Raw genomic sequence first — 13,089 nt, 5'->3', positions numbered from 1 at the left:
GCATGAAGCGCTATCGGGTAGCAGTAGATATCGGCGGCACGTTCGTTGATTCAATTATTTTGGACACTCAGTCGGGGGAAACCCGTCTGGCAAAGGCCTCGACAACTCCAGATGAACCGGTACGAGGCGTACTCGAAGCGTTAAAGCGGCTAGATGTCGACTTGCGGGAGACAGAGCTGTTCGTCCATGGAACCACCCTTGGTCTTAACGCGCTGATCGAACGACGCGGCGTGCCCACCGGCATCATCACGAATAGCGGCTTCCGGGATATTTTCGAGATGGGCCGCACCGATGTACCGGCCGCCTCGATGTACGATTTTCGCTATCAGCGTCCTCCTTCAATCGTGAAAAGACGCCATCGGATCGGTGTGGGCGGACGGATCAACGCGCACGGTGTAGAAATCGAACCTCTGGATGAGGGCGCAGTCCTGGCGGCGGCCGGCGAACTTGTAGCCGACGGGATTCGATCGATCGCGATCTGCTTCCTGCACAGCTATCGGAACCCCGATCATGAAAAGCGCGCCGCAGCTTTGATCCAGGAAGCGTTCCCCGATGTAGCGGTTTCCGCCTCCCATTCGATCTCGCGAGAGTATCGCGAATATGAACGCACCGCGACAGCGGTTGTTGACGCATATATCAATCCGATTTTCAACGACTATGTCGGCAGACTGGAGACCGGACTTGATCAAGCCGGGTTCGACAGCAAACTGCTGATCATGCGCTCTTCTGGTGGCGCGATGGATGCGGATACCGCAAGACGGGCTCCGATCTATACGGTACTTTCCGGCCCGGCAGGCGGCCTGATCGGTGCGGGCAAACTCGCGAAGGCGATCGGTCGCGACCAGGTGATAACGCTGGATTACGGCGGCACTAGTCTCGATGCAGCCGTCATCGAGAACGGTGATCCCATGGTGATGCACGAGGCACATTTTGCCGACCTGCCGGCGCAAATCCCCGTATTCGATATTCGATGCATCGGCGCGGGTGGTGGCTCGATCGCCTGGGTCCAGGAAGGCTTGCTTCAAGTCGGACCGCAGAGTGCGGGGGCACAGCCCGGTCCAATCGCGTATGGCCGCGGAGGCACTGAGCCTACTACGACGGATGCGGCCTTCATTCTGGGTTTCCTTGAGCCCGCGTCTTTCCTCAATGGCTCGGTCAAACTGGATGTCGAAGCCGCCCGGCGCGGCATGGAAAACAAGGTGTCAGGCCCGCTCGGAATTGACGTCACGCGCGCTGCGGCTGGAATTTTCGACGTGCTTGTGGCCCGTACGGCCGGCGCGATTCGTGAGATCACGGTTGAACGGGGTCGCGATCCGCGGGACTTCTCAATGGTGGCTTTCGGTGGCGCCGGGCCGATGATCGCCCCTCTGATCGCACGTGAAGTTGAGAATGCAGAACTCATAGTTCCGCAGTCTCCGGCCGTCTTCTCCGCTTGGGGAATGCTGATGTCGGACGTCGTGACGGATGTTTCTCGTACGGAACTGCTCCTTCTTGATCCGGCCTCCGAAGCGGCCGTCTCGGCCAGCTTCGACGAACTGGTCGCGGAAGCACGTGAAGGCCTTGCCTCACAGTCCAGCGGAAGCGTAAGCGAAGAAATCCTTTGCCTCGTCGAATGCCGCTATGTGGGCCAGGAACATACGCTCAAGGTTGAGCTCTCGGAGAACCGACCGTTTTCTACCATCCGGGACCGCTTCGATATTCTCCACAAAGAACGTTACGGTCACGCCATCGATACGGCGGTCGAAATCGTCACTCTGCGAGTGCGCGCGAGCGCGGTTCTACCGAAACCAGCACTACCGATTGTCCCCACAGCAACCGGTCCCATATCGGATGCACTGCGCGGCGAGCGTGAGTGTTTCTGCTTCGCGCTTCGCGATCGCACGAACTTTAAAGTGTATGAGCGGGCAAAACTAGGTTCAGGACATCACTTCGACGGTCCCGCTATCGTTGAAGAAGGCACCACCACCACTGTCATCCATTCGGACCAGACCGTCCAAGTTGACGATCATGGCCATCTTATCGTTCGCAGGAGGGTCGCATGAACCTGGACGGCGCTTCCGTTGAAGTCATTCGCAGTTATCTTGTTTCCGCAGCGGAGGAGATGAGGCGGACCTTGATCAATACCGCATTTAATCCTGTTGTTTATGAGGTCCTTGATTTTGGCATCTCGATTTACGACGCGGATCTGGACCTGATTGCAGACGCACCCGGTCTGGCATATTTCCTTGGCGCCAACGACTACGCGATCCGCAAGGGTGTTGAATATGTCGGCAGGGAAACACTGCGGCCTGGCGATATCATTGTAATGAACTATCCGTATTGGAATTCCGCCCATGCTGCCGACGCGACACTGTTCGCGCCGGTTTTTGCACCCGGAGAGGACAAACCGTTCGCCTTCACCTGCATTCGCGCCCATTGGATGGACCTTGGAGCAAAGGACCCAGGCTATGTTCTGGATTCTACGGATATGCACCAGGAAGGCCTCATCTTCCCAGGAACGCGAGTATATCGCGAGGGCAAACCTGTTCAGGAGATCCTGGATTTGATCCGTTTCAACTCGCGAATGCCTGAGGCGGTACTGGGAGATCTTGAGGCACAGGTCGCCGCAACCCGCACCGGGATATTACGCTTGAACGCCATTCTCGAAAAGTTTGGCAAGAAAGCCTTGGACGAAGCAGTTGCACGTATAAAGGTCCATAGCGAGACGCTTGTCCGCAAAGCCCTTGAAGAACTGCCGCGGGGCACATGGGAGGCGTCCGATATTGTGGACGACGATGGTGTGACCGACGATCCCGTTCCGATCCACGTTCGAGTGACAATCGACGACGAAGGGATGACATGTGACTTTTCTGGTTCATCCCCAGCCGTGCGTGGCCCGATCAATATCCCGTTCGGCTTGACCGAAACGGTCTGCAAATTCGTCCTGAAATCCCTGACGGCCCCCGAGCAGCGCAATAACGAAGGTACGTTTCGTGCTCTCAAAGTGATAGCACCAGAGGGCAACCTTTTTCATGCTGTTTATCCGGCGGCTACCTATACGCAATGGTCAGCCACGCTTGCTCTCGAGCTGATCTACAGGGCCTTGGCGCAGGGCATGCCTGACCGGATTGCAGCATGTTCGGGAGGTGACACACTCGGTTTCATGATGGTCGGAACCAACCATACTACCGGTGAAATGTATGCGGTATCTAACAATGAGCCCGTTGGCTGGGGCGCAACCATTGCCCATGACGGGATCAACGCGACCAGTCATATTTCGTCAAGTCTCGTTCGAAACACGCCAACCGAAGTCATCGAAATGAAAACCGGGATGCTGATGGAGTCGTTCGAGATCCTCGCCGACAGTTGCGGAGCCGGCCGCACGCGCGGAGGTGGCGGCACTATTCGCAATATACGCTTCGTCGACGACGGCGAATTTCTGACCATTACCAAGAGGAGCAAGGAAAAACCGTGGGCGCTCGATGGTGGCCTCGAACCGGAACCAAATGCGGTAATTATCGGTCTGAATACCGGTCAAGATAAGAAGGTCGGCACTTATCGCATGCACGTCAGGGATGGCGATCGTTTGGCGGTGAGGGCCGCGGGAGGGGCAGGGTTCGGAAGCCCGCTGGAACGAGCGCCTGAGGCTGTCCTTGAAGATGTGATCGATGGATACGTTACCGCCGAAGCGGCGCAGGCCCTTTATGGCGTCGCGATCGTCGATGGCGCTATCGATGACGACGCTACTCGCTCCTTGAGATCGCTAAGTTCGATCAAGGCCTAAGAGAATAACGCACATCAGAAGGATCACGGCGGGCAGTGCGCTGCCCGCCGGGGGAGGACTATTGCCTAATAAAACAAGAAGAGGGGACCAACATGAAAGCAACATTCATAGGCATAGCCGTAACGCTCGCGGCAGTTTCAATCGCCCATGCATCGGATAAAGTTGTTTCACCTGATAGCAATGCTATTGGTTACCTGCCCGTGTGCGACGTTTATGGCGCCGGATTTTTCTACATACCGGGAACTCAGACATGCATGCAGCTGTCGGGTTACGCTTGGTTTGAGATAGGTGCGACAAACGACAAAAATAACGGCAGGTTCGATCCGGTGACAGGTCGGTACGCCGGCGACACGGGCGATTATAATTTTTTCCCGAAGGGGCGTACAACATTCAGCAGCGCTCGCGTCAATCTCGATGTGCGCTCCGACACGGAGTTGGGCGTATTGCGATCTTATGCACGCATACAGGCTGAATCGGGCAGCCAGTATGATGGCAGCGTGCGGCTCGAACAAGGATATATCGAGTTGGGCGGATTTCGTGCCGGACGCGTCGAATCCGCCTGGGCTGAGACGACGAATGGCGTCTCCAGTATGGGATCACACTCGTGGAACGGCATGTGGAGAGGCTACCAGTTTCGGCAGCTGATGCAGTACAACTATAAAAATGATGGCCTTTTTGGCACCCTGTCTTTGGAAGCTCCGTCGCAAGGCGGAGGAGGCTACATGCCGGACGTCGTTGGCTTGATCGGGTATGAAAAGGACTGGGGCGCCGTCTGGATGCGGTCAGGCTACATTGCTGAATACGGCGACGATCTCCACGGCGTCGGCGTTTCACTCGGCAGTCAGATCAATGTCGGATCAAATGGGTCTTCGCTACGATTAATAGGGTTCTATGCGGACGGGGACCATCTCTATGGCACCGGTGGGCCAACCTGGGTGGCAGGAGGCTGGGGCAATGCCGAATGGTCGTTGCTCGGGTCCTACTATCAACAAATCACGAAAACCGTGGGTGCTTCGGTTGCCGTTCAGTATTTCGAGGACTTTTATCAGCCGAACAGCACTTCCAAGACAAATGTTGATGGCTGGAGCGCCGAGGTGGCAGCGGCTTGGATGCCGATCAATAATTTCGAAATTCGCTCCGAAATTCAGTATGACGTCGTGGATGGTATGGACGGCGTTGTATCGGGATATTTCCGAATTACACGGGCTTTCTGATCGTCAGCGAAGCTGATCTCGGAATTTTTCGACTCCGACAATCAGACAGATGGAACTGCCGATACTGACTTGGGCAGCGCTGGGCGGAACTGCATCGGCGTCGAGCTCAAGAAAATTGTCGCCGACGCCGCCTATCGTGGCCACAACACCCCCAAGGACAAGGGCTTGGAGGTCCATGTCGCCGGCATGAGGCGAGGCCTGATCGACGCCATCAAACGCGCCTTCCGGCGCGGTGGCAGCCTAGCGGATTGACTACTCACCGATGATGTCCCAGGAGATGGTGTGGGGTGGCCATCAGTGTTTTTCCGGTAGGGTCGGGTTGGTCAAGACCAACCTGATGAAAAGATCACCGATGACCGACGAGATGATGAACCTGCGCTCGCTTGTTGAGAAGAGCGCGGATGCGGATTTGCTGCGTGAGATGATCGGTTTTGCTGCCGAGAAACTGATGGAATTGGAGGTCGGCGCGAAGACCGGCGCGGCCTACGGCAAGAAGAACGCGTTCCGGCTTGCGCAACGTAACGGCCACTGCGAGCGAGACTGGGAGACGCGTGTCGAGACCGCCGAGCTGCGTATCACGAAGCTTCGCACCGGCAGCTATTTTCCGAGCTTCCTGGAACCGCGCCGCATGGCGGAGAAGGCTCTGACGGCCGTGATCCAAGAAGCCTACATCCAGGGCGTTTCGACCCGCTCGGTCGATGATCTGGTCAAGGCCATGGGCATGAGCGGTATCTCCAAAAGCCAGGTCAGCCGCCTATGTGAAGAGATCGACGACAAGGTGAAGGCCTTTCTCGCCCGGCACATCGGGGGCGACTGGCCTTTCTATGGATCGACGCCACCTACCTGAAGGTCCGGCGCGGCGGCCGCATCGTTTCGGTCGCCGTCATCACCGCCGTCGGCGTCAACACGGACGGGCGTGCTCGATGTTGTCCACGCCCGCGCGAGCGGCAGCGATGATTGAGGATCCCTAACGGCCGGTCGCATGAACCGTCGCCTTCATGTCCTAGCGATGCGCTTCTTCTACCCCTGCCCGCAGCTCTTCGTCCGAATAGATGGTGCTTGTAGGTCCGCTGTCGATCAAGAGGATCTTCATCCATTGGGCGCCGGGGTGGAAATCCTGGCGCACTCGCGCGCGAAGCGCGTCGGTGCTATCGGTCCAGATCTGCGGACTGCCATGCCCGCCCGTTGGGGTGATGCCCGTGCCGCCGTCGATGATCCGCGGCCCGCGACTGGTACCAGCATCTATTCCGACCTTGGCGTATGCGTCTATCGGATTATCGGGAGTGCCCTCAGAGACCATGCGCATTGTCGGCACGCCGCACAGGAGCGCCGCCCGCGCATTGCGCATCAGATAAATCATCTGTTGATCAAGATTGCGCCATCCATGATCGGCTCGTCAACAAGAGCGTCGATGATGCGTTTGGCTGTGATGTATTGAAGCTGTTCGACTGCCATCAAATTTTCCTCAAGCCTACGAGAGGCCTCTCCACTCAATCATTCGCGGCAATGTAGAGCATTCAAGTTGCTTGGGCAGGATAGGATATTGCCGCGGACGCATCATTCCAGCAGCGCGTGGCATCGTGAGCTGGCCTCCAAAATTGTTGACGTCAAGGAAAAAGCTACTGCGAGAAAAACTATCGTCAGCAGCCGGGTCGAGACAAGGCTGCTGAGGTGGGTGACAGCCGGTCCGATCGCGTCTCCAAAAGCGCGTGCGGATGACGCCAAGCTCGGCATCAGCCTGAAACCGACAGACCTGCGCCATCCCTTAACATCGACAGAAACTGGTCGACAGTTCAAAAGAGGAAACGCTATTCAATAACCCGCCCGATCGGATAGAGCATATGCCGGTCGTCCCGATAGGGCGAACGCTGGTAGAACCATTTCAACCGCGCCATGGGATCGGCAGCGAAAGCAGGCTCTGCGGCGAGTTTGGCTTCGAATGCGGCCTGCAATTCTGCATCGGAAGCCAACATTTCTTCGGCCATTGGCGCGATAACGTAAGATTCCATATATTCAACCTGCTCCAGCATCCCGGAGATAAAGCCTTGAGAGAACAACGAGTCTGGGCATGCGGGCTCTAACAGATGTATCGCAAGATCGCCGTGCGGCTGGCCGGTCGGAACATAAGCCGATCCTGCGGGAAAACATTCATTTCGAACTTCGATCGTCGAGCAATCCGCCGACAGCACAGGACGCCTCTCCGAAAGCCGCGGCTCGATATTGACGCCGGCGAGCCGAACCATCGCGACCTCTACCTGGACTGCTTCAGGAGAGATCTGATATTCAATGTCATGAAGCTTGAGGTGCTGGATTACCTGGTTCTCGGCAACCGGGATCCAATAGCCGCGCGGCCGCTCTAGCTTTATGCCAGGCGTAGAGCCATAGAGTGGTAGTTCTACCGGAGGCATAGGGTTTCCAAGCCAACGCACCTCTTCCGCGCCTGACGCCGGAGACACGTAGAATTCCGACGAGATGGCGTGAAACAGCGTTTTCCGCACTGGAGCTTCGGATGCATTCCATGTGAGGACCGTTTCGCGTGTTTTGCGGGCGCAGTCCTTTCGGGTCGCGGCGCGCAGGGCGGAAACTTCCTGTCCTGCTAAGCGTAGCGTCGCCTCCAGAAGGGCATATGTGCCCAGCACCCGTTGCTTTGTAGGCTTCAGAGAGTGGTTCTCGACGAGTACAGTTGCCAGGTGCCGGAGGTCGCCATAACTATGAGAAAATCGAGGTGGAAAACTCGGTAGCATCAAACCGAGCCCGGGTCGTCGATCATCAACAGGCAAGATCAACGGACCCGGCCGGTGACCTTGCATGGTCAGCGCGGACGAAACCGTGGAGCGAAAAGTGGTTTCGAGCCACGAGTTAATTTCCGGTGACGCACTATAAGGCCCGTCCTGGAAACCGAAGGTAATGTCGTATTGGTAGTCGAGGCCGTCCGTAACGTGCAAATCGAGAAAAAGGTCGGGCTTCAGTTCGTTGATCAACTCCAAAATCGCGCGTATTTCCGGCGAGTCGGCTTTTATGAAGTCCCGGTTGAGATTGAGCCCTTGCGCCGAGGCCCGCCAGCCTTGCTCCTCAGGGCCACGCTGATTGGGTCGGCTGAACGGAGACCGCCGCTCATGGCCGTCAGGGCTCAGAACAGGGACGAAGTACCAGTCGCAGCCTTGAAGAAGATCCTCTCGTCCCCGAAAGACGATATCCCGCAAGAGCATCAGGCCAGCGTCCTTGCCGTCGATTTCTCCCGGATGTATGCCGCATTCAACAAAAACACGGGCGCGACCAGGCGAGTTGTCATGCGTCAGGCTTGCAATCACCAAGATGAGAGGACGGCCTTCTGCTGAATGGCCGTATGTTCTCTGCCGGATAATCGGCGAGGCTTTAGTCAGACGCTCAAGATACTCCAGCGTTTCTGAGTATGTAGGCGTGGTGGAAAAATCATCTGCCTCGGCTGCGGTGCGCCAGGGATCATCCGCCGGTGCAATTAGCGTTTCGGTTGCACCGTTCCAAGCCTGGAGTGGAGGGAGGGGCGCGCGCCAGCCCGTCGAAGCAGTCATATAGCACTCCTGGCCAACGCCCCATGGGCGACCGCCTGTCGACGTCGGCCTCTTCTTTGCTTACAGGTTGAATTCTATAAAAGTCTTTCGTCGGAACACTGCACTCTGATTTATGCTTCTGCCCTGAGAGCTTGCTACCGCCGCTTATTTCGAAACTGCTGCTGTCGCTTCAATTTCCACCAGAAAATCGGGCAAAGCGAGGGCTGCCACTCCAATGAAAGTGTTGGGCGCTGGGACCGCGTCACCGTAAAACTCAGCAATTGCGCCTAGTACCGGGCCAAGTTTGTCCGGTGAGTGGTCGGCAACATAGGTGCGCAATCTTACAACATCGGCAGGTCCACATCCCGCCTCTGTCAGAACAGCTTGCAGATTCGCCAGCGCCTGCCGTGTCTGGGCCGCGAGATCACCGACTCCGACGACGTTGCAATCCTTGTCCCAAGCTACCTGCCCTGCCAGGTGCAGAAGTCCTCCCTCACGGTGCAGTGTGCCATGGGAAAATCCGTAATTGAGAGCATTATAGAGATTATCAGGGTTAATACGTGTCAACATAATTTTCTCCTCCACTTTTCCCAAGCTATCTCGCGCTCAGGTGAACAACAATGCATGTGAAACGAAAAAGACGTTGCGCAAGCCGCAAGCTAATTTGGCTGTTCATCTGCGGCGGCAATCGTTGCAATAGGTGTGGGGCGCACAGGCATACGGGCTTCGAAGCATTGATCGGGTGCGGTCGAGCCCATCAGGGCGCGGATCTGGTGCTCGCATCCGCGCCCTTGGCATCGTCCCATACCCGCACGCGTAAGCTTCTTGATCGTGTTGATATCGACTGTCGGGTGCGCATCGATTGTGGCGGTTACTGCGCCTCGGGTGAGGTCCTCGCATCGACACAGGATCGTGTCGGGCGAAGCAAGGTGCATCCAAAGTGGCGATGGATCCGATATTGAAGAAAGAAGATCGGCGAAACTGCGCAAAGAAGCAAGCCGACGTCTGAGAGGCTTGACCAGACGCAAGGCTTCCGCATCTCCCATCACGCCAGCTGACCGAGCTACGGCAAGACCAGCAATCCGTCCCTCAATCATCGACGACTCGGCGCCTGCGACGCCAGTCACCTCACCTGCTACAAACAGGTCGTCAACCCCGGTGAACATCCATTCATCATGAACAATTCGCCACCCTCCTGTTTTAGGGATAGCGACCGCTTTGGCGCCCAACGCTCGTGGCAGGTCGCACTGCGGAAGAAAACCAAAACAGGTAGCGATGGCGTCACATTTGATCTGGCCAATCTTGTCTCCGGGGACGCCGTTGATGACCTTAACGATCGTCGCCGCTTCCACCCGATCCAAGCCTTCGGCCTTACCTATGGTCTGGCCAAAATGGACAGGAACGCCTGCTCGCAGCAGTCGGACCATTGCATTGCCCGCCGCTGCCAACAATTTCAGATGCGCAGTCGCCGTAACGGGTGCGCCGAGCACGCGTAGTGAGCGCGTTATCGATTGGGCGAAAAGAACGGCTTCGACCCGCCCTCCCGCTTTCAGGATTTGCTCAGCCAGAATGATCTGCAACGGATGAGTCCCGGCAAGAACAAACCTGTCGCCAGGCACGATTTGTTGCGCCTTGACGAAAGCCTGCGCTGCGCCGGCAGTGGTTATTCCTGGCAAGGTCCATCCCGGAAATGCAACCGGCATGTCGTAACAGCCAGTCGCAATCAGAAGGCGTTTCGCCGGAAGATGCGTGGCACCCGATGGACCTGCAAGTTGGAGATCGAAACCGAACGTATCGCGGTAGGCGGAATGAACCGACATTCCAGAAAGAAAATGCACCGGCAATGCTTCAGCCCGCGCCAGCTGTGCCTTGACACCATTGTAAACGCGACCGGGTAGCCAGTTGTTCACCTGGAAATGTTTCGAGGGCTGCCTCAGAATCTGCCCACCAAGCCGCTGTTGCTCGTCAATGATAGTGACGGAGAGCCCGGCCTTGCTGGCAACTTCGGCTGCCGCCATGCCCGCCGGCCCCCCGCCGATGATTGCGAGATCGGTTCTGTCATTCATGACTTCGGCAACCCTGTCGTTATGCGCTGGCCATCACAAGCAGGCAACAGACAGGCGCGGACTGCAATTTCCTGGATACCTTCTCCGACCCGCACCATGCATTCGCAGCAGGTGCCCATGTTACAAAAGAGCCCCCTCGGGCGGTCGCGGCTATCGTTTCTGAAAGCGTTGATCCCCGCCGCGATCATGACCGTTGCCACGGTTTCTCCGCAAAACCCGTGGACAGGCTCACCGTCCACAAAGATCGTCAAAGGAGCACCCCGCGTGACTTTTTCAAGAATCCGCATGTCACCCCATGAAACTGTTTAAATGTTCGTAGCGCGCCGGGGAGAAATATTGAAATTCCTCGGTTCTGCGACCTGAAAGAATTTCTCCCGCAAGCAACCTGGCAAAAGTAGGACCAAGCGTAAAGGCTGATCCACCGCCAGCAACATAAACCCCGGGCATTCGAGGGACTTCACCAACAATCGGCAACTGATCAGAAGAGACCGCGACCGTACCTGTCCACGTCCGGATCAGATTGAGAGAAGCCACCTGCGGCACCACGGCGATTGCGGCTTTCAGATTCCCCACCACGGATTCACGTTTCGGCTCTGGTCGCTTCGAGAGGTCAAATCCACAATCAGGTCGCCATGCAAGCTTGCTGGGCCAGCCGCCACCTACAAGGATGTTGCCGGCCGCCGCTTGCTTCATAGACAGCCTTCGTCCGACGTGCTGCACGAGGTGCGGGATCAAAGGCCCACATCTTTCTGTGACGTTCATGCTAAGACCGAGGGGAAAGATCGGCATGTGCAAATTTAACATGGCAGCGATCTGAGCGATCCAGGCGCCCGCGGCAATGACGATCTTGTTGCTCGTCACCGGTTGATCCAGATGCAGACCTCCAAGTTTCGCCTCAAATCCCCTGTTACGTTTCTCGAGTGCTAGAACCGGGCTTTGAGATAATATGGTCGCGCCCGCCTCTTCGGCCGCCCCGGCAAAAGCTGGCGTAACTTTCTTCGGATCGGCGTGTCCCTCGTCGGGCGCCCATAGTGCCGCAGTCACGAGCGGACCAAGGTATGGCGCGATGTCGTGCGCTTCGGCGCGGTCAATCATTTTCGTAGCCATCCCGGCCGATTCTTCCAGTCGGGCTTTGCGCTCAAGAAGGGCAACCTGCTCCGGCGTCTCGGCCACCATCAACCCTCCGCGCATCGTAACCCCGAGAGGGCCGCTCAGCAGGTCTTCAAGGCCGCGCCAATCGTGGATTGCTTGACGATTCAGGCTGATAACGTGCGAGGCTTGTTCCATCAGCGCCTCGCCTTGTTCAAGAAATCTTCGCTCCATTTGGAAGTGGAGCGAACCTGCGTTTTGCCCCGAGGCCACCGCGTTCACGTCCCCGGCCTCGACGAGCAATACCGATTGTCCAGCTCGTGCGAGGTGGAAGGCTGTCGCACAGCCCACAAGCCCTCCACCGATTATCAAGACATCGGCATGATGCTTCATACCGTTTGGACCTTCCCGACAGGAATACAATCAAGTGACCTTAGTGTCTGGGCAATCTGTGCCGCATCGGCCGACGAGACATCCTGGAACGGGGGACGCACGTAGCCGCCGGGAAGACCTCTCGCGTTGAGCGCTGCTTTCAATATTGCCGCGCCCGACCCGAATTTCCCCGTTAACGCAGGTGTGAACCAATCGCGCATCAAAACGCGGTCTTTAGCACCGCATGCGCGCGCCGCGTCCACATCCCCTCTCCAAAGATTGTCGTAAAAGCCCGGCTGATAATGCCCAAGTACGCCGCCCGCGCCCATTGTTCCGTCAGCGTCATGCGCTGTGACCAGGGTGATGCCAAGCTCATCCATCGGCAAACCAAACACCCGGACCTGGTCCTTGAGGGAGAAGAATGTTTTAATGAATCGGGAAAGATCGGACGTCGATTGTTTGATCGCGACGACTGCGTCGAGCTCTGCCAGCCGGCTGAGCAGATCGAACGACATGTCGATGTTGGTTCCGGGCGGCCAATTGTAAATGCAGATGGGAAGCCGGCTGCGCTGTGCAATGTGGGCGTAAAAGGCGAAGAGATCATTTTCATCGGGCAAAGCGTAAGGTGGGGGTGTGATCAGCACGCCTTCAAACCCGCAACCATGAGCGTGCTCTATATGGCGCAGAACTTCATCCGGTGTGTACGCGCTACATCCAGCGATCAGAGGTAAGCGTCCCCTCATCTGCGAACCAGCAGCTGAAAATAACTGATGGCGCTCACGATCGTTTAGACTGAACCATTCGCCCGTCGTACCCCCAATGACAAGCCCATGCATGCCTTCGGCGTGTAGCCATTCAAGCAATAAGCCAAGGCCGGTTATGTCAAGCTTGCGCTCGGCATCAAACGGCGTCGTGATGGCCGGAATATAGCCGCGCCATTGAACGCGTGCCCGCTTGTCATTCATTGTGTTTGCCTCATCACTTCGGATTCTAGATCAACTTAGTGTATTCAGTACGCTTTTACTCGTCCCCACGACGTTCGGTCCAGCGCATCG

Annotated in this window: 11 protein-coding genes and 1 pseudogene; 5 read left to right on the top strand and 7 right to left on the bottom strand. The window is 57.0% G+C overall.

Annotated elements, in window-relative coordinates; genetic code table 11:
* The first annotated feature begins 2 nt into the window (after positions 1 to 2).
* From ABOK31_RS34905 to ABOK31_RS34885, 5 genes and pseudogenes are all read left to right on the top strand, one after another.
* Positions 3 to 2,042 carry a hydantoinase/oxoprolinase family protein gene (locus ABOK31_RS34905; RefSeq protein ID WP_349963261.1) on the top strand — a complete coding sequence of 680 codons (2,040 nt, stop codon included), beginning with the start codon at positions 3 to 5 and terminating at the stop codon, positions 2,040 to 2,042.
* Positions 2,039 to 3,763 (top strand): hydantoinase B/oxoprolinase family protein, encoded by a 1,725-nt coding sequence (locus ABOK31_RS34900; protein WP_349963260.1) that lies wholly within the window; start codon positions 2,039 to 2,041, stop codon positions 3,761 to 3,763. Before ABOK31_RS34905 ends, ABOK31_RS34900 begins: the two co-directional genes overlap by 4 nt.
* Before the next feature lie 92 nt (positions 3,764 to 3,855).
* Positions 3,856 to 4,977 (top strand): porin, encoded by a 1,122-nt coding sequence (locus tag ABOK31_RS34895; protein WP_349963259.1) that lies wholly within the window; start codon positions 3,856 to 3,858, stop codon positions 4,975 to 4,977.
* Between the two features lie 69 nt (positions 4,978 to 5,046).
* Entirely contained in the window at positions 5,047 to 5,229 is a 183-nt protein-coding gene (locus ABOK31_RS34890; RefSeq protein WP_349963258.1) for a hypothetical protein, read from the top strand.
* Between the two features lie 100 nt (positions 5,230 to 5,329).
* A pseudogene (locus ABOK31_RS34885) lies at positions 5,330 to 5,895 on the top strand (transposase); the annotation flags it as partial.
* Positions 5,896 to 5,980: 85 nt separating this feature from the next.
* Here ABOK31_RS34885 and ABOK31_RS34880 read toward each other — a convergent pair.
* The 7 genes from ABOK31_RS34880 to ABOK31_RS34850 all read right to left on the bottom strand — a co-directional run bounded on the left by ABOK31_RS34880 (position 5,981) and on the right by ABOK31_RS34850 (position 12,999).
* Entirely contained in the window at positions 5,981 to 6,337 is a 357-nt protein-coding gene (locus ABOK31_RS34880; protein ID WP_349963257.1) for a hypothetical protein, read from the bottom strand.
* 448 nt (positions 6,338 to 6,785) lie between these two features.
* A complete protein-coding gene (locus ABOK31_RS34875) occupies positions 6,786 to 8,528 on the bottom strand; it encodes a M14 family metallopeptidase (RefSeq protein ID WP_349963256.1) in 1,743 nt (580 codons plus the stop codon).
* 144 nt (positions 8,529 to 8,672) lie between these two features.
* Positions 8,673 to 9,077 (bottom strand): RidA family protein, encoded by a 405-nt coding sequence (locus ABOK31_RS34870; protein WP_349963255.1) that lies wholly within the window; start codon positions 9,075 to 9,077, stop codon positions 8,673 to 8,675.
* 89 nt (positions 9,078 to 9,166) lie between these two features.
* Entirely contained in the window at positions 9,167 to 10,573 is a 1,407-nt protein-coding gene (locus tag ABOK31_RS34865; RefSeq protein ID WP_349963254.1) for an NAD(P)/FAD-dependent oxidoreductase, read from the bottom strand.
* Entirely contained in the window at positions 10,570 to 10,860 is a 291-nt protein-coding gene (locus tag ABOK31_RS34860; protein ID WP_349963253.1) for a (2Fe-2S)-binding protein, read from the bottom strand. The genes ABOK31_RS34865 and ABOK31_RS34860 overlap by 4 nt, the downstream gene beginning before the upstream one ends.
* 1 nt (position 10,861) lies before the next feature.
* A complete protein-coding gene (locus ABOK31_RS34855) occupies positions 10,862 to 12,055 on the bottom strand; it encodes an FAD-binding oxidoreductase (RefSeq protein ID WP_349963252.1) in 1,194 nt (397 codons plus the stop codon).
* Complete coding sequence (locus ABOK31_RS34850) at positions 12,052 to 12,999, bottom strand: dihydrodipicolinate synthase family protein (RefSeq protein WP_349963251.1); 948 nt, start codon at positions 12,997 to 12,999, stop codon at positions 12,052 to 12,054. The genes ABOK31_RS34855 and ABOK31_RS34850 overlap by 4 nt, the downstream gene beginning before the upstream one ends.
* Between the last annotated feature and the right edge of the window lie 90 nt (positions 13,000 to 13,089).

It is taken from the genome of Rhizobium sp. ZPR4, from assembly GCF_040215725.1.
GTDB classification, from domain to species: Bacteria; Pseudomonadota; Alphaproteobacteria; order Rhizobiales; family Rhizobiaceae; genus Rhizobium; species Rhizobium rhizogenes_D.
The sequence above is the reverse complement of the archived record's forward strand: the minus strand, read 5'-3'. Positions and strand labels throughout refer to the sequence as shown.